Annotated in this window: 14 protein-coding genes and 1 pseudogene; 13 read left to right on the top strand and 2 right to left on the bottom strand. The window is 70.1% G+C overall.

The window, feature by feature from the left end:
- Positions 1-111: 111 nt before the first annotated feature.
- From NGB36_RS18555 to NGB36_RS18540, 4 genes and pseudogenes are all read left to right on the top strand, one after another.
- A pseudogene (locus tag NGB36_RS18555) lies at positions 112-807 on the top strand (acylneuraminate cytidylyltransferase family protein); the annotation flags it as partial.
- Between the two features lie 47 nt (positions 808-854).
- Positions 855-1,778, top strand: coding sequence for an N-acetylneuraminate synthase family protein (locus NGB36_RS18550; RefSeq protein ID WP_255921440.1), 924 nt, complete (start codon positions 855-857; stop codon positions 1,776-1,778).
- 133 nt (positions 1,779-1,911) lie between these two features.
- The gene (locus NGB36_RS18545; RefSeq protein ID WP_255921439.1) at positions 1,912-2,973 is read left to right on the top strand and encodes a hypothetical protein; all 1,062 of its coding nucleotides are present in this window, start codon (positions 1,912-1,914) and stop codon (positions 2,971-2,973) included.
- Between the two features lie 35 nt (positions 2,974-3,008).
- A complete protein-coding gene (locus NGB36_RS18540) occupies positions 3,009-3,875 on the top strand; it encodes an ABC transporter permease (RefSeq protein WP_255921438.1) in 867 nt (288 codons plus the stop codon).
- Between the two features lie 9 nt (positions 3,876-3,884).
- On the opposite strand, the gene NGB36_RS18535 is transcribed toward NGB36_RS18540, so the two are convergent.
- A complete protein-coding gene (locus tag NGB36_RS18535; RefSeq protein ID WP_255921437.1) occupies positions 3,885-4,775 on the bottom strand; it encodes a MurR/RpiR family transcriptional regulator in 891 nt (296 codons plus the stop codon).
- A gap of 133 nt (positions 4,776-4,908) precedes the next feature.
- Between NGB36_RS18535 and NGB36_RS18530 the strand changes: the two genes are divergently transcribed.
- Positions 4,909-6,195, top strand: a complete 1,287-nt coding sequence (locus NGB36_RS18530) for a pyridoxal phosphate-dependent aminotransferase (protein WP_255921436.1) — start codon at positions 4,909-4,911, stop codon at positions 6,193-6,195.
- Positions 6,196-6,283: 88 nt separating this feature from the next.
- On the opposite strand, the gene NGB36_RS18525 is transcribed toward NGB36_RS18530, so the two are convergent.
- Positions 6,284-7,930: an APC family permease gene (locus NGB36_RS18525; protein ID WP_255921435.1), complete on the bottom strand. Its 1,647-nt coding sequence runs from the start codon at positions 7,928-7,930 to the stop codon at positions 6,284-6,286.
- 355 nt (positions 7,931-8,285) lie between these two features.
- Here NGB36_RS18525 and NGB36_RS18520 point away from each other — a divergent pair, with 355 nt between their 5' ends.
- The 8 genes from NGB36_RS18520 (at position 8,286) to NGB36_RS18485 (ending at position 17,579) form a co-directional block, all read left to right on the top strand.
- Positions 8,286-9,803 (top strand): glycosyltransferase, encoded by a 1,518-nt coding sequence (locus NGB36_RS18520; RefSeq protein ID WP_255921434.1) that lies wholly within the window; start codon positions 8,286-8,288, stop codon positions 9,801-9,803.
- A gap of 248 nt (positions 9,804-10,051) precedes the next feature.
- Positions 10,052-11,266 (top strand): M20 family metallopeptidase, encoded by a 1,215-nt coding sequence (locus tag NGB36_RS18515; RefSeq protein WP_255921433.1) that lies wholly within the window; start codon positions 10,052-10,054, stop codon positions 11,264-11,266.
- A 40-nt stretch (positions 11,267-11,306) separates the two neighbouring features.
- Positions 11,307-11,465: a hypothetical protein gene (locus NGB36_RS33830; protein ID WP_372509474.1), complete on the top strand. Its 159-nt coding sequence runs from the start codon at positions 11,307-11,309 to the stop codon at positions 11,463-11,465.
- A 423-nt stretch (positions 11,466-11,888) separates the two neighbouring features.
- Positions 11,889-12,944: a BMP family lipoprotein gene (locus tag NGB36_RS18505; RefSeq protein ID WP_255921432.1), complete on the top strand. Its 1,056-nt coding sequence runs from the start codon at positions 11,889-11,891 to the stop codon at positions 12,942-12,944.
- 174 nt (positions 12,945-13,118) lie between these two features.
- Complete coding sequence (locus tag NGB36_RS18500) at positions 13,119-14,753, top strand: ABC transporter ATP-binding protein (protein WP_255921546.1); 1,635 nt, start codon at positions 13,119-13,121, stop codon at positions 14,751-14,753.
- Positions 14,750-15,880 (top strand): ABC transporter permease, encoded by a 1,131-nt coding sequence (locus tag NGB36_RS18495; RefSeq protein WP_255921431.1) that lies wholly within the window; start codon positions 14,750-14,752, stop codon positions 15,878-15,880. The genes NGB36_RS18500 and NGB36_RS18495 overlap by 4 nt, the downstream gene beginning before the upstream one ends.
- Positions 15,877-17,172 (top strand): ABC transporter permease, encoded by a 1,296-nt coding sequence (locus NGB36_RS18490; protein ID WP_255921430.1) that lies wholly within the window; start codon positions 15,877-15,879, stop codon positions 17,170-17,172. The genes NGB36_RS18495 and NGB36_RS18490 overlap by 4 nt, the downstream gene beginning before the upstream one ends.
- Positions 17,169-17,579, top strand: a complete 411-nt coding sequence (locus NGB36_RS18485; RefSeq protein WP_255921429.1) for a cytidine deaminase — start codon at positions 17,169-17,171, stop codon at positions 17,577-17,579. The genes NGB36_RS18490 and NGB36_RS18485 overlap by 4 nt, the downstream gene beginning before the upstream one ends.
- Positions 17,580-17,588: the final 9 nt, after the last annotated feature.

The following is a 17,588-nucleotide window of genomic DNA, read 5'->3' as shown; positions in this document are numbered from 1 at the left end:
AGCTCACGAAGGAGGCGCTGTGAGCGACGCGTGCGAGGCCGCCGGGCTGCGGGCGGCGACGATGCCCGCACTTCTCGCCTTGCGGGCGGAGAAGCTCACGAAGGAGGCGCTGTGAGCGACGTGGTGGTTCTTGCGGTCGTACCGGCGCGCGGGGGATCCAAGGGCGTGCCGGGGAAGAACCTCGCGTCCGTCGGCGGCGTGCCGCTCGTCGCGCGCGCCGTGCGCGCCTGCCGCACCGCACGGCTCGTCACCGATGTGGTCGTCTCCACCGACGACGCGGCGATCGCCGAGGCTGCCCGCGCCGCCGGGGCCGATCCGCTGCCCCGCCCGGCCGAGCTCGCGGGCGACACCGCGAGCAGTGAAGCCGCCGTGCTGCACGCCATGGACGCCTACGAGGCGTTGCACGGCGGGCGCGTCGATGCCGTCCTGCTCGTCCAGTGCACCAGCCCGTTCCTCACCGCGGAGGACGTCAGTGGTGTCGCCGCCGCCGTCGTCGAGGACGGCGCCGACTCGGCGCTGACCGTGGCGCCGTTCCACGGCTTCCTGTGGCGTGACGGGGACTCCGTCGGACCCGCGGTTCCCGTCGGCGTCAACCACGACGTGACCTGCCGCCCCCGGCGCCAGGACCGCCCCGAGGACCTGCTGGAGACCGGGGCCGCCTATGCGATGCGAGCCGACGGCTTCCGCGCCGTGGGCCACCGCTTCTTCGGCCGCACCGCGCTCGTACGGACCGATCCCGCACGGGTGCTGGAGATCGACGAGCCGGACGACCTGAGCCGCGCGCGGGCGCTGGCTCCCCTGCTCGACACCTACACACCCCTTGAACGATGTGAACGCTTCGAAAGGACCCTGCCGTGACCGTCACCCCCCACCGTTGCCGCACGATCGGTGACCGCCTCGTCGGCGCCGGCCGCCCCGTCTACGTCACCGGCGAGATCGGCATCAACCACAACGGCGATCTCGAGAACGCTTACCGCCTCATCGACGCCGCCGCGGACGCAGGGTGCGACGCGGTGAAGTTCCAGAAGCGCACGCCGGAGATCTGCACCCCGCGCGACCAGTGGGAGCTGGAACGTGACACCCCGTGGGGCCGGATGTCGTACATCGACTACCGGCACCGCGTCGAGTTCGGCGAGGAGGAGTACCGCTCCATCGACGCGTACTGCCGCAAGCGCGGCATCGACTGGTTCGCCTCCCCGTGGGACGTGCCGAGCGTCGAGTTCCTCGAGCAGTTCGACCTGCCCGCACACAAGGTGGCCTCCGCCTGCCTCACCGACGACGAGCTGCTGCGCGCCCTGCGCGCCACCGGCCGCACCGTCATACTGTCGACGGGCATGTCCACCCCGAAGCAGATCCGTCACGCGGTCGAGGTACTCGGCAGCGAGAACATCGTGCTCTGCCACGCCACGTCGACGTACCCGGCCAAGCACGAAGAGCTCAACCTGCGGATGATCCACACCCTGCAGGCCGAGTACCCCAACGTGCCGATCGGCTACTCGGGCCATGAGGTCGGGCTGCAGACCACCCTCGCCGCCGTCGCGCTCGGCGCCTGCTTCGTCGAGCGGCACATCACCCTCGACCGCGCCATGTGGGGCTCGGACCAGGCCGCCTCCGTCGAGACACCGGGCCTGCAGCGCCTGGTGCGTGACATCAGGATCGTCGAGCGGTCGCTCGGGGACGGGGTGAAGCGGGTGTACGAGGGCGAGCTCGGCCCGATGCGCAAGCTGCGCCGCGTACGCGGGGTGGTCGGCGATGCGGAAGCGGCGGCTTTGGCGTGAGCGACGCACGCGAGGCTGCCGGGCCGCACTTGTACGACCGCGTCAACCTTCGCCGATCGGGCGGCAGTGCCCGGGGCGGAGCCACTGATGTTGCCAGTAGCCGCCGGCGTGGCGGGGCTCACCGGGAGGCACAGTGACGGGGACTCTCGCCCTCGTCGAATCGCCGGTCCAGCTGCTCAACCTGCTGGAGTGGGTGCATACGGAACGTCAGGCCGGCGACGACCCCGACTGCACCGTCGTCGTGCTGCCGCCGCGTGACCCGATGAGCCGCGGCCAGCTGCGCCGGATGGCCGGGCTGGCGCGTGACGAGGGGCTCACCCTGCGCTGGTGCGAGCCGCGCACCGCGACGGCCGGGCCGCTGCGCACCCTTGCGCGCCTCACGCCCGCGCTGCTGCGCGCCCGGCGGCTGGTGCTGGGCGACCCCTTCTCGCGCTTCGTGCAGGCGCTGCTGCTGATCGGCCGTGCGCGTGACCTCGTGGTGATCGACGACGGCACGGCGACGATGGAGTTCGTCGCCCTGCTCGCCGGCAGGCAGCGTCTGGTGCGCTGGCACCGCAGCGGGCGCGGGGTGCGTGACGTCGCCTTCGGCGTGGTCGCCGCCTCCGCCCGGCGCAGGCTCACGCCTGGGGCGCGCCGCCGCGTGGAGCTGTTCAGTTCCATGCCGGTGACGGCGCCGCCCGGCACGCAACTGCGTGCCAACCGTCTGGAGTGGACCAGGTCCCGTTACGGCCCGCCGGCCGTCAGGGCGGGCGCCGATATCATCGGCACCTCGCTCGTGGAGACCGGCGTCGTCGACCTCGACCGCTACCTCGCCGCCGTCACCGCGATCGCCCGCGCCCAGGGCGCGACGCGCTACTTCGCGCACCGAAGGGAGCGGGAGGAGAAGCTGCGGCGCCTTGCGACGCAGGCGGGTCTGGAGATCGTCCGTCCGGACCTGCCGCTCGAACTCGTCGCACGCCGCGGCCCGATCGGCTCCCGGCTGCTCAGCTTCCCCTCCACCGTTGTCCACACGCTGCCGCTCGCGCTCGCCGGTACGGGCGTCGAGGTCGCCGTGTGCGACATCGACCCCTCCTGGCTGACCAGCGGTGCCTCACCACGCGCCGAGGGGTTCCTGACCGGCATCACCCAGGCCGCCCGTGCCCGCCACGGCATAGGCGCCGTCCACAACCCCCTCGCCCCGGCGGTCGCCCCGTGACGCTGATCACCGAAGTTTCTGCAGAGTCGGGGAAGTTGAACTCCTCCGAGGCCGCCCGCCTCGCCGCCCGGCACGGCCTGAAGCCGTCCGTGCAGCGGCCCAGCCTGCCAGCGTACGTCGGACAGCTGTGGCAGCGGCGCCACTTCACGCTCTCCTATGCCCGCGCCCGCCTCACCTCGTACTACGCGACGGCGACCCTCGGCCAGATCTGGCATGTGCTGACCCCGCTGCTCAATGTCGCCGTGTACTGGTTCGTCTGGGGATATCTGCTGAAGAAGACGGACGGCACGGGCGACAACTACATCGCCTTCCTCTGCGTCGGCATGTTCGTCTTCACCTACTCGCGAGAGTCGATCGCCGCCGGCACCTGGTCGATCTGCAACCGCCTGGAGCTGATCCGGGCGTTCCATTTCCCGCGCGCCTGTCTGCCGATCGCCACCACGCTCGTCCAACTCCAGCAGCTCGCCCTGTCGATGGGCGTCGTGGTGGCCATCTGTCTGGCGACCGGCGAACCCGTCACCAGCCGCTGGCTGCTGCTGCTTCCCGCGCTCGTGCTGCAGACGGTCTTCAACCTCGGCGTCGGGATGCTGATGGCGCGCATCGGTGCGCGCAACCACGACATCGGCGAGCTGATGCCGTTCGTGCTGCGTACCTGGATGTACACCTGCGGCGTCTTCTACAGCATCGCCAAGGTCACCGGGCACGCCCCGGCCGCCGTCCGGATGGTGATGGAGGCCAACCCGGGCGCGCTCTACATCGAGCTGGCCCGGCATGCGCTGCTCGCCGGCTACGGGAAGCTCACGCCGCACATCTGGGCGATGTCGGCGGGCTGGGCGGTGGTGTCGCTCGCGGTCGGCCTGGTGGCGTGCTGGCAGGCGGAGGACCGGTACGGGCGGGGCTGAAGCAGCCCCTCAGGTCCGGTCCGGGGCCTGGCCGGAGGTGTACACGCCGAGGAAGCCCAGCAGCTCCTCCTCACCGAGCAGACGGGAGCGGGCCTCGGCGCCGAGCTCGGTGGCGACCTCGGTGGCGAGCGCCTGCACCAGCGAGGTGAACGCCGTCATCGACCGCAGCACCGACACCCCGGCGGTGTCGATGAAGAAGCTCTGATCGGCGTCGGGGACGAGCGGCGAGCCCTGGTTGTCGGTGAGCGCGATGGTGGTGGCGCCCTGCCGCTTCGCCCAGTGGAAGCCGCGGACGGTGTCGGCGCTGTAGCGGTGGATGGCGATGCCGACGAAGCAGTCGCCGGCGCGTACCCGCCGCAGGTCGTCGGTGAGCATCCCGGCGGTCGCCGGCACCGTGGCGACGTCGTCGCGGAGCATGCGCAGCAGATAGCCGAGCAGGTAGGCGGGCGCATGGCATTTGCGCAGACCGAGGACGTGGACACGGGGGGCGGACGAGAGCGCCTTGGCGGCCTCCGCCCAGCTGTCGCGGTCCACGCGGGCCAGTGAGCGGGCGATGTTGGCCTGGTCGAAGGCCATCGCCAGTTCCAGCGGGTCGCGGGAGCGGCCGACGTCCCCGGTGACCGCCTCGAGCTGCGAGAAGCGGCGCAGCAGCTGAGCCTGCTCGCGCAGGCGCTCCCGGCACAGCCGGGTCAGGCCCGGATAGCCGTCGAGGCCGAGGCTTGTAGCGAACCTCACAACGGTTGATTCATTGACGCCGACGGTCGCCGCGAGCTCGGTGACGGTCATGAAGGCGACGCCCTCGGGATCCGACATCACGCGCTCGGCGAGGCGTTTCTGGGCGGGGGAGAGCTTTCCCGAGCGCTCCCTGAGGGCGGTGGCGAGGTCGTCGAAGGTCTGCACGCATGCATCTTGGCATAGCTGATCTTCTGTGCAAACGTATCTGCGCAAACAGATTTGCATGACCGAGTCTCTCGCAAATATTCAGGCAAACATGCAGGCAGAACTGTCGGCAGACGATCCGAACGGAGGATCCATGGTCGCCCACTCGGCCACACTCGCGATCAACGAACGGTTGGCGGCCCGGCGCGCCGCGGGAGAGCGCGTCGTGCACCTGGGATTCGGCGAGGCGGGGCTCCCCGTCCTGCCCTCCGTGGCCACGACCCTCGCCGAGGCCGTCGGCCGCAACGGCTACGGGCCCGTCGTCGGCTCCGCGCGCGTCCGCGACGCCGCCGCCGGCCATCTCTCGCGGCGCGGTCTCGCCACCGTGGGCGACCAGATGGTCCTCGCCCCCGGCAGCAAGGCCCTGCTGTACGCGCTCGTGGCCGCCCTGCCGGGCGACGTGGTGCTGCCGCGCCCGTCGTGGGTGAGCTATGCCGCCCAGGCCGCCATCGCAGGCAAGCACGCCATCACCGTGCCCACGCCCCGCGGCGCCGGCGGCGTCCCCGACCCCGACCTGCTCGACGCCACGCTGCGCAGCGCCCGGATGCGCGGTCGGGAGCCCGGTGTGCTGATCCTCACCCTGCCCGACAACCCGACCGGCACCATCGCCGACGCCGAGACGGTCAGGCGGGTCTGCGAGGTCGCCGAGGCGCACGACCTCACGGTCGTCTCCGACGAGATCTACCGCGACCTCGCCTACGACCCGCAGCGGGTGCCCAGCCCCGCCTCCTACGTGCCCGAGCGGTGCTTCGTCACCGGGGGCCTGTCCAAGTCGATGGCGCTGGGCGGCTGGCGTATCGGCTTCGCGCGCTTCCCCGCGGGCGAGCTCGGCACCCGCGCGCTGGACGAGGTGACGGGGCTGGCGAGCGAGGTGTGGTCGAGTCTCGCTGCGCCGATGCAGGAGGTCGCCGCCCATGTGCTCGACGATCCCGCCGACGTCACGGCGCACATCGCCGCCTCGCGGGCGCTGCACGAGCGGGTCAACAAGGCCGTGCACGCCGAGTTCGCCGCCGTCGGTGCGGTGTGCCGCCCGCCGCAGGCCGCCTTCTACCACTACCCCGATCTGGAGCCGCTGCGGCCGGCGCTCGCCCGGTTCGGCATCACCGACGCCGACTCGCTCGCCGGCCATCTGCTCGACGAACACGGCGTCGGCGTCCTGAGCGGCGCCGTATTCGGCGACGACCCGCGCGCGCTGTGCTTCCGCGTCGCCACCAGCCTGCTGTACGGGGAGACGGACGAGCAGCGCTGGCAGGCCCTGCGCAGCAGCGACCCCGAGCAGCTGCCGTGGATCGCCGACGCCCTGGCAGCCCTGCGGACGGCCCTGCGCTCGCTCTCGGCGAGCAGGGTGGTCTTCAGCTCGATCACGTCGAGCTCTGTGTGAACGACGAGGGCGCGTGAACGACGAGGGCCGCGGTGGTGCGCGCTTGGCGCACCACCCCGGCCCTCAGTACGTCAGGCGTCGGAGCCGATCAGGCCGCTTCCAGCGCCTCCGGGTACTCGATCTCAGCCTCGGCCTCGACCGCCGTGGCGACGTCCTCCTTGGGCATCGCGAGGGTGATCGCCCAGTAGTAGATCGCGAGCGCGAAGACGATCACGACCACCAGGTCCCACCAGTTGGGGATGGCGCCGTTGCCGCCGTACTGGCCGAAGTTGCCGATGATGAGCAGACCACCGAGCCACGGCCACACCCACATCGCCGACTTCAAGTGCAAGTTCACCCGGCGCTCCGCCGGGAGGGAAGCACGGGTCGCCGCGAAGATGATCAGGCCGAGCACGAGGCTGGCGCAGATCTTCCAGTCCGCCTGGTAGGTGGCCCAGTAGATGATCAGGTTCGCGGAGACGAAGGCGACCGGGGAGAGGATCTTCCACGCCGGCAGCTTGTATGGGCGGGCGCGGTCGGCGTCCTGCTTGCGCAGGGCGTGCAGCGCGACCGGCGCGAATCCATACATCATCACCGTCGCCGAACTGACCAGGTTGACCAGGGACGACCAGCTCGGGAAGGGCAGGAAGGTGATCTCGCCGACGATGAACGCGGTGATGATCGACCAGATCGGCACACCCCGCAGGCTCACCCGCGACAGGAAGCCCGGAACCGAGCGCTCGTGGCCCATGGCGTAGGAGATACGGGAGGTGGTGCCCACGTAGACCAGCCCGGTGCCGCCGGGGGAGACCACGGCGTCGATGTAGAGGACGACCGCCAGCCAGCCGGCGCCGACCGCGCTCGCGATCGTTGCGTACGGGCCGAAGTCACCGGCGCCGATCGGGTTGAGCCAGCCGTGTACCAGGTTGCTCGGGGTCAGGGCGCCGATGAACGCGACCTCCAGCGCCAGGTAGATGATCGTGCCGATGATGGTGGCGACGATCACCGCGCGCGAGATGTCCTTCTGCGGGTTGCGGGCCTCACCAGCCATCTGGATGGCCTGTTCGAAGCCTTGCAGCGCGAAGACCACACCCGCGGGCAGGGCGGCGAAGATGCCGTGCGCACCGAAGGGGGCGAATCCGCCGCCCGCGGTGAAGTTGCCCGAGTGGAAGGTGAGCGTCAGCAGGACGACAACCGTCAGCAGCGGGACGAGGGTCTTCCAGATCACCGCGATCGAGTTGGAGTCCGACAGCATCTTGACGCCCACGATGTTGATGATCGTGAACAGCAGCATGAAGACGCTGGCAATCCCGATGCCTGCCGCGGTCAGCGTGCCGTCCGCGTTGAGGAGCGTGACGTTCTTGGCCACCCAGCTGAGGTGAGCGGTGTACGACAGGGTCGCCTCGACCTCGATCGGGGCGATCGTCACCGCCTGCAGCCAGGCCATCCAGCCCGCGGTGAACCCGGCGAGAGGACCGAAGGCGAAGAGGGGGTAGCGAGCGGTTCCGCCGGCGAGGGGGTAGGCGCCGCCGAGTTCCGCGTGCACGAGGGCGAGTACGAGGAGCATCGCAGCGGCGATGACCCACGAGAGGATCGACGCGGGCCCCGCGATCTTTGCTGCATTCAACGCGCCGAGCAACCAGCCGGATCCGATGATCGATCCAAGCGACACGAACATCAGGCCCCAGAAGCCAACGTCCCGCTGGAGGTGTCTCGATCCGGCGGTCGTACCGCCCTTGGTGCTAATGGCCGTCATGTGCGCTCCTGTCATGAAGGTTCATGCGGTTCGTGCTGTCTGCGTAGGACCGCATCCGGATTGGCGGCGCGGTTGGACGCCCCCTGGGTCGGGGACAGCGACGGACTTCCCCCGTCGCGGCCTGTTCATGTCCTTGACGGAGCATTGTTGGGGCTTTAACGCCGATTCCTTACCAAGAAATCACCAAGTTACTTACCGTAAAAATCGGTGACGCTGTGTATGTAACGTCCCGATATCGATCGTGCGTCGCCTGATATCGATCGGGCGGTAACAGTTGCGGAAGATCCCTTGGGCGTTCAACCCGGCTTCATTCCTGATCCATTGAACGATCACCGGGGCCATATTCCATCGGTGCATGGGAAGCGCACCGCGGAACACCGCGCGCATCACGGTACTCGCGGACCGCGCGCTTGCACATGACGCCCGCGCCCAGCGTGTGGCCCTCGCGGCGGCCGGGGCGGGATACCGTGTGACCCTCCTCGGGCGGGCCGACGACGGCCCCGTGCCGCGGCTCCCCGGAGTCGACATACGCACCGTCCCGGTGGCCGAGACGCTCCACCGGCACCGGATGCGGCGGCCCCGGCCCGGGTTGCGGTGGCCGCTGGCGTACCGGAGTGAAGAGGCGTTCCTCTGCAGCCGTGACCGTATCGTTGTCCGTTCTTTACTGTTGGAGACGCGGGCGGCCGAACTCGGCATCGAATACCGGCCGTTCCCCCGGCACACCGTCGCGCGCGCCGTGCATACGGTCGCCCGCGCCCGGCTCTCCTTCCGCCGCGCCTGGACCGCGGTGCGCTCGGCCCAGTTCCGCGCCGCGGTCCGCCACCGTACTGCCCCCGACGGCCTCCTCGACAACGCCTCCACCGCCCTGACCCGGCTGCTGCTCGCCCGGCGGGCGTGGCGGCGGCTCGACCCCCTGCTGCTCGATTTGGAGGCGGCCTATGGGCCGGTCCTCGACGGGCAGCGCCCCGACCTCGTCCACGCCCGCGGGCACCGCACCCTCGGCGTCGCGGTGCGGGCCGCGCTCCGCGCCGAGGCGGCCGGGCGCGCGGTGAAGGTCGTCTGGGACGCCGACGAATGCGCAGCCGTCCCCTCAACGCCCTCCCGCCGCGCGGCGGCCGCCCGCGACGCCGACGAGCGCGCGCACGCCGCCGAGGCGGACGCGGTGGTCGCGGTGAGCGAGGCATACGCGGAGCGGCTGCGGGCCTGCCACCGGCTCCCCGCGGCGCCCGTCGTCGTTCTCAACGCGCCCTTCTTCGACGCCGGTTCGGCCCGGCGCGGAGGAGGGGTGCGGGAGGCTTGCGGGATCGGCCCCGAGGTGCCGCTGCTCGTGCACAGCGGTGCGGTGTCCCCGGAGCGCGGACTGCTCACCGTCGTCGAGGCGCTGCCCAAGCTGTACGACCTGCACGCGGCGTTCGTCGTCCCGCACTCCGATGCTTCGTACGTCCATACGCTGATCGAGCGCGCGGCCGAACTCGGCGTCGCCTCACGGCTGCACGTCCTGCCCTACGTCCCGCCCGGGGACGTCCCCGGCTTCCTGGCCTCCGCCGACATCGGCGTCGTGCCCGTCCACCACCTGCCGCACCACGAAGTCACCCTCGCCGCGCGCTACCTGGAATACGCTCACGCGCGGCTGCCGGTCGTGGTCAGCGACGTACGGGCGATGGCGGCGGCCACCTTGGAGCTCGGCAACGGTGAGGTCTTCCGCGCCCGTGACACCGCGGACTTCGTCCGCGCGGTCGGCGCCGTCCTCACCAACGAGCGCCGATACCGCAAGGCCTACGAGCGCTCCGACACGCTGCGCCACTGGTCCTGGCAGGTGCAGTCGGTGCCCCTGCTCGACGTCTACGCCCGGCTGCTCGGCACCCGCCGCTGATGCGGCGGCCCGCAGGGCCTGCAGGGCCTGCAGAGCCCGCGGGGCGCACCCAGCTCACGCAGCCGCTGGGCCATCCGGGGCGGCTGCCGCGCGGCGGGGAGCACGCGGGTTCACCATGGACGTACGGAAGTGACATAAGTCTCAATCAGGTAGGCATACCCGTGCAGACGGGCGAGTATGCGCCGCAGGGGTGATATTCGGTTCGCCCGTAAGCTTGATTTATCAGTATCGACACACCAGGAGTGGCCATGCGGCCTACGCTTTCGGGGGTGGACCACTCACTACCCGCACCCGGCGCACCGCTGCCCGCCCTGTCCGACGAGCTGGAAGCCGAACTCGTCGCGTTCCGCCGCGACTTGCACATGCACCCCGAGCTCTCCCGGCAGGAGTTCCGCACCACCGCGGCGATCAAGGAGCGCCTGGAGCAGGCGGGCCTGCAGCCTCGCGAGATGCCCGGCGGAACGGGCCTGGTGTGCGACATCGGCCGACCGGCCGACGGACCGGTCCTCGCGCTGCGCGCCGACATCGACGCACTGCCCATCCCCGACACCAAGACCGTGGAGTACCACTCGACGGTGGCGGGCTGCGCCCACGCCTGTGGCCACGATGTCCACACCACCGTGGTGCTCGGCGCCGGCCTGGTGCTCGCCGGCCTGGAGCGTGAGGGGAAGCTGCAGCGCCCGGTGCGCCTGGTCTTCCAGCCCGCCGAAGAGGTCATGCCCGGCGGCGCCCTCGACATGATCAAGGCCGATGTCCTGGACGGCGTCGGCCGTATTCTCGCCGTCCACTGCGACCCGAAGGTCGAGGTCGGGCGGATCGGCCTGCGCACCGGCCCGATCACCTCGGCCTGCGACCGCCTGGAGCTCTCGCTCGACGGCGCCGGCGGTCACACCGCGCGCCCGCACCTGACCACCGACCTGGTGATGGCCGCCGCCAAGATGGCCACCGAGCTGCCCGCCGCCCTCGCCCGCCGCATCGACCCCCGGGCCGGCCTCTCGGTGGTCTGGGGCCGCATCGACGCGGGCCACGCGTGCAACGTGATCCCGCAGCACGCGGAGCTCGAAGGCACCGTCCGCTGCCTCGACCTCGCGGCATGGCACGAGGCCCCCGACCTGATCCACGAGGTGATGGACCAGATCGCCGCGATGTACCGGGCCAAGTGGGAGCTCACGTACCACCGTGGAGTGCCGCCGGTGGTCAACGAGTCCACCTCGACGGAGCTGCTGCGCGATGCGATGACCGCGCGCTACGGAGCGCACGCGGTCGAGGACACCGAACAGAGCCTCGGAGGCGAGGACTTCTCCTGGTACCTGGAACAGGTCCCGGGCGCCCTCGCCCGCCTCGGCGTGCGTCCCATGGGCGACGCGGTCGTGCGCGACCTGCACCGTGGCGACTTCGACGCGGATGAGCAGGCGATCCGCGTGGGCGTGGAACTGTTCACGGCAGCGGCGCTGATCGACTGATCGACTGATCGGGCCCGATCGCCCGGGTTCGCCTGATCAGATGCTGATCAGGCGATCAGAAGGGGTACGCGGGCAGCGAACCGCGCACGGTCACCATTTCGTCTCGGTGAAGGCGTCGAGGTTGGCGCGCGCCGCCGTGCCGCGCGCCCGTACCGGAGTCGCCGACACCGCCGAACGGGATCGTTCCCTGATCGTCTGATCGTTGATATGGACAAGGCCGCTCGGAAATCCGAGCAGCGATCTCCATTGCCCGATTCACATCACCCCGACCGGAACCTGCTGGCTCAGACCCAGCCGCGCCGCCGCGGACCTGAGGACCTCACCGTAGGGGGCCGACGCCAGCGCCGCGGCCTCGTAGCACGCTGCGGACAGCCGCAGCTCTCCCCAGGCACGAAGTCCACCGCCGCCCTCGTGCCGGACCAGGTCGGCCGGTGCGGACGATGGCGTGCCCGGACCTGCCGCGAAACCCCTGCGTCACCCGCCCGAGATCGGCGCGCAATCCGGCGTTGGCGTCGATCCGATAACGGCTTCCAAACTGCCCTTTACGGCGTATCTACGCGCGTTAAGCTGCCGCAGAACCAGCGCCGGACGGGGCGCTAGACGGAATGAAGGGGTACCCCTAGTGCGCCGGGTAACCACGCTTGCCGCCGCGGGCATAGCCGCGGCTCTCGCGATCACTGCCACCGCCTGTGGGGCGAGCTCGACCCAGTCGGGCTCTTCTTCCACCTCGAGCTCGTCGGCGTCCGGCGGGCTGAAGATCGGCATAGCCTACGACGTCGGTGGTCGTGGCGACCACTCGTTCAACGACTCCGCCGGGCGCGGACTGGACAAGGCCATCAAGGACTTCGGCGGCACCGCCAAGGAGCTCACCGCCCTCAACACGGACACCGAGTCCGACCGTGAGCAGCGGCTCTCCGACCTCGCCACCGCCGGTTACAACCCCGTAGTAGCGGTCGGTTTCGCCTACGCCAACGCCGTTCAGGCGGAGGCCGCCAAGTTCCCGAACACCACCTTCGGCATCGTCGACTCGGTCGTGCCGGGCAAGAACGTCGACAGCATGACGTTCGCGACGCCGGACAGCTCGTACCTCGCGGGCGTCGCCGCGGCGCTGAAGTCGAAGACCGGTCACATCGGCTTCATCGGCGGTGTCGACAACGAGCTGATCAAGGGCTTCCAGGCCGGCTTCCAGCAGGGCGTCAAGGCCACCAAGCCCGGCGACGTGGTCAGCGCGCAGTACCTGAGCACCGGTTCCGACCTCTCCGGCTTCTCCAGCCCCGACGAGGGCAAGGCCGCCGCGGAGGGCATGCTCTCCCGCGGTATCGACGTGATCTACTCGGCGGCCGGCAGCTCCGGCACCGGTTCGATCGAGGCGGTGCACGACCACCCGGGTGCGTGGGCGATCGGCGTCGACTCCGACCAGTACCAGGAGCCGGGTCTGGCCCAGTACAAGAGCTCGATCCTGACCTCCGCAGTCAAGAACGTGGACGTCTCCGTCTATGACCTGATCAAGAGCGTCAAGAACGGCAAGCCGCTCACCGGCAACAACACCTACGGTCTCGCCGACGGAGGCGTCTCGCTGGCCACCAGCGGCGGCTTCATCAACGACATCGAGCCGCAACTGCAGGCGGTCGAGCAGAAGATCATCAACGGTCAGATCAAGGTCAGCAGCCAGCCGTGACGGCCTGACCTGGCGTGAGGGCTCGGCGGGGAGGGGAAGCGCCCTTTCTGCCGAGCCCCACGCCGTGTGCCGGACCGCTTGTGAATTCCGTACCGCTACGCGCGTAGACGGCGCAGACGCGCGGTACGTTCACCCCTCACCGCCCGGCTCCTTCGTCCCCGAGGAGAGTGCGCCATCAACGCGTCAAGCACCCCGAGCCCACCCCCGCCCACCGCGGGCCCCAACGCCGTCGAACTGCGCGGTATCACCAAGCGATTCCCAGGCGTCGTCGCCAACCACGACATCGACATCGCCGTTCGGCGCGGCACCGTGCACGCGCTCGTCGGCGAGAACGGCGCGGGCAAGTCCACCCTGATGAAGATCCTCTACGGCATGCAGAAGCCGGATGAGGGCACCATCGCCGTCGACGGCGAGCAGGTCACCTTCCACGACCCCGGCGACGCCATCGCGCGCGGCATCGGCATGGTGCACCAGCACTTCATGCTCGCCGACAACCTCACCGTGCTGGAGAACGTCGTCCTCGGCAGCGAGAAGCTGCACGGGATCGGCGACCGCGCCCGCGCGAAGATCCTGGAGATATCCGACGCCTACGGGCTCGGGGTGCGCCCGGACGTCCTCGTCGAGGCCCTCGGCGTCGCCGACCGGCAGCGCGTGGAGATCCTCAAGGTCCTCTACCGGGGCGCACGCACGCTCATCCTCGACGAGCCGACCGCCGTCCTCGTACCGCAGGAGGTCGACGCTCTCTTCGACAACCTGCGCGGGCTCAAGGCCGAGGGCCTGACCGTCATCTTCATCTCCCACAAGCTCGGCGAAGTCCTCTCCGTCGCCGACGAGATCACCGTGATCCGGCGCGGTACGACCGTCGGCTCGGCCGACCCCGCTTCCACCAGCACCAAGCAGCTCGCCGAGTTGATGGTCGGCAGCGAACTGCCGTCTCCCGAGACGCGCGAGTCCACCGTCACCACCGTCCCGATGCTCCGCGTGGAGGGCCTGCGGCTGATGGCGCCCGACGCCGACGGGGTGGACCGGACCGTGCTCGACGACATCGGCTTCACCATCCACAAGGGCGAAGTCCTGGGCCTCGCCGGCGTCGAGGGCAACGGTCAGGCCGAACTCGTCGAAGCCATCATCGGCATGCGCGACCCGGACGCCGGTGTCATCACCCTCGACGGCGCCGACATCTCTCACGCGCCCACCCGCACCCGGCGCGAGAGCGGCATCGGCTACATCCCCGAGGACCGCCACCGCCACGGCCTGCTCCTGGAGGCGCCGCTGTGGGAGAACCGTATCCTCGGCCACGTCACCGAGAAGCCCAACAGCCGTGGCGCCCTGCTCGACCCGGCCGCCGCACGCCGCGACACCGAGCGGATCGTGGAGGCGTACGACGTCCGCACGCCGGGCATCGAGGTCACCGCGGCCTCGCTCTCCGGCGGGAACCAGCAAAAGCTCATCGTCGGCCGTGAGATGAGCCACCACCCCAAGCTGCTCATCGCCGCCCATCCCACGCGCGGTGTGGACGTCGGCGCGCAGGCGCAGATCTGGGACCAGATCCGCGAGGCCAGGCGCGAGGGCCTCGCCGTGCTGCTGATCTCCGCCGACCTGGATGAGCTGATCGGCCTGTCCGACACCTTGCGCGTGATGTACCGCGGCCGCCTGGTCGCCGACGCCGACCCCGCCACGATCACCCCCGAGGAGCTGGGCTCCGCCATGACCGGCGCGTCCGCCGGCCACCTCACGCACGCCGGAGGAGAGTCCGCGCGACTTTCCGGAGGACTTTCCGGGGGACTTTCCGGGGGAGAGGACCGATGAAGAAATTCGCCAAGATAGACAAAGAGCGGCTGCTGCTCGGCATAGCCGCGCCCGTGCTCGCCGTGGTGGCCGCGTTCGTCGTCACCAGCCTCGTCCTGCTCGCCACCGGCAAGGAGCCGTTCCAGGCCTTCCAGATCATGGCCTCCTACGGCCTCAAGAGCGACAGCCAGGTCTACATCCTCAACAAGGCGACGACCTATTACCTCGCGGGCCTCGCGGTGGCCATCGGCTTCCGCATGAACCTGTTCAACATCGGCGTCGACGGCCAGTACCGGCTCGCCGCCTTCTTCGCGGCCGTCGTCGGCGGCATGGTCAATCTGCCTGGGATCCTGGAGATCCCGCTGATCGTCATCGTCTCGATGCTGGTCGGCGCCATGTGGGCGGGGATCGCCGGGCTGCTGAAGGTGACCCGGGGCGTCAGCGAGGTAATCGCGACCATCATGCTCAACTCGATCGCGACGGCGATCATCGCGTATCTGCTGCAGCCCGGGATGCTCGCCAACCTCAACTCCAACACCAACAGCGTGCAGACGACGTTGCTGCCGAAGTCGGGCTGGTTCTTCACCTTGACCCCCAACCCGGCCGCGGGCCCCATCGAGGGCTTCATCGTCGTCGCGCTGCTCGCGGGCGTCGGCTACTGGTTCGTGCTCTCCCGTACGCGCTTCGGCTTCGACCTGCGGACGGTCGGCCAGTCCGAGTCGGCGGCCGAGGCGAGCGGCGTGAACGTCAAGCGCATGATCGTCACCAGCATGCTGATCTCCGGCGCCGTCGCCGGACTCGTCGGCATGCCGGCGTTGCTCAACGAGGCGCACCAGTACAGCACCGAATTCCCCACGGGCATCGGTTTCACCGGCATCGCCGTCGCGCTGCTCGGCCGTAACCACCCGGTCGGCATCGCGATCGGCGCGCTGCTGTGGGGCTTCCTCGACCGCACCTCCAACTGGCTGGAATTCAACGGGTACGACAAGGAGATCGTCGGCGTGATCCAGGGCGTCATCGTCCTGTCCGTCGTCATCGCCTACGAAGTGGTGCGTCGTTACGGAGTCGGCCGCCAGCAGCGCAGGGTCGGCGAACAACTAGCCGCCGCGGCCCGCGCACAGGGACAGCAGCAGGAGGTGGCCGCATGAGCGGGACGAGCACCAGTGCCGTCACGGCACCGAGCACCGCGCCCAAGGCGGTGCACAACGGCGGCGGGAAGCGCCGCCTGTCCACCCCGGTCGTGCTGCTGATCGTCGCGGGCGCGCTGCTCGCGGTCTCCGCGGTACGGGCTATCACCGGCGCGCTGGACGTCACCTCGTCCGGACAGGTCGCGGGCGCGCTGCAGATGGCCGTGCCGATCGGCATGGCGGGTCTGGCCGGTCTGTGGTCGGAACGGGCGGGCGTCGTCAACATCGGCCTCGAAGGGATGATGATCCTCGGCACCTTCTTCGGCGCCTGGGCGGGCTGGCAGACCAACCCGTGGATCGGCCTGGTCGCAGGGATCATCGGCGGCATGCTCGGTGGTCTTGTCCACGCGATCGCGACCGTCACCTTCGGCGTCGACCACATCGTCTCCGGTGTGGCGATCACGCTGCTCGCGCAGGGTGCGACGCAGTACCTCGCCAAGATGTGGTTCAACACCGGCAAGGCGGCGACGCTCGGCGGCAACCCCAAGCAGTCACCGCCCGTCGGAAACGTTCCTTCGGTCACCGTGCCCGGTCTCTCCGGCTGGCTCGCCTCCATCGAGGCCCACCACTGGTTCCTCGTCTCCGACATCGCCGGCATCCTCGGCGGCCTGGTCACCGGGCTTTCCTGGTTCACCGTGATCGCGATGGTGCTCTTCGTCGCCACCTTCTACCTGCTGTGGCGTACGCCGTTCGGGCTGCGGCTGCGCTCCTGCGGAGAGGCGCCGATCGCCGCCGAGTCGCTCGGCGTCGACGTCTACCGGTACAAGTACGCGGCGGTCATCGCCTCCGGCGGCCTTGCGGGGTTCGGTGGTGCCTTCCTTGCCATGGTCCCCTCGCACATCTACAACGAGGGCCAGACGGGCGGACGCGGCTACATCGGCCTCGCCGCCATGATCTTCGGCAATTGGCGGCCCGGCGGACTCGCCCTGGGCGCCGGGCTCTTCGGCTACACCGACAGCCTTCAGTTGCGCGACGGCGGTCCGTCCGCGCACGCGCTGCTGCTCCTGCTGGTGGTGCTGCTCGCCCTGCTGGCGGGGTGGAAGGTCTACCGGAAGAGCTACCCGCAGGCCGTGCTGAGCGCGGTTTTCGCCGCTCTGCTGCTCTTCTGGTTCCTCATGACGAACACCATTCCCGACCAGTTCGTGAGCGCCACCCCGTACGTGGCGACACTCCTCGTGCTTGCGCTGTCCGCACAACGGCTGCGGATGCCCAAGGCCGACGGCAAGCCCTACCGGAAGGGTCAGGGCAAGTGACGCCCCCGGCGGCCGACGGGGTCGACTGGACCTCGCTCCGGGCGAAGGCGCGGGAGGCCATGTCCCGCGCCTACGCGCCGTACTCGCGCTTCCCGGTCGGCGCGGCCGCGCTGGTGGACGACGGCCGTACGGTCGTGGGGTGCAATGTGGAGAACGCGTCGTACGGCCTCGGTCTGTGCGCCGAATGCGGCCTGGTCTCCGCGCTGCACGCTACGGGCGGCGGGCGGCTCGTGGCGTTCACCTGCTGCGACCGCGGCGGCGGGCGGCTGATGCCGTGCGGGCGCTGCCGTCAGCTGCTGTGGGAGCACGGCGGCCCGGCGCTGCTGGTGGACACCGCGCACGGCATCCGCCCGCTCTCCGAACTGCTCCCGGACGCTTTCGGGCCCGACGACCTCGTCAACAGGTAAGGAACACAC

Source organism: Streptomyces humicola (assembly GCF_024436035.1).
Lineage (GTDB): Bacteria > Actinomycetota > Actinomycetes > Streptomycetales > Streptomycetaceae > Streptantibioticus_B > Streptantibioticus_B humicola.
This window is presented reverse-complemented; position numbering and strand designations above follow the sequence as displayed.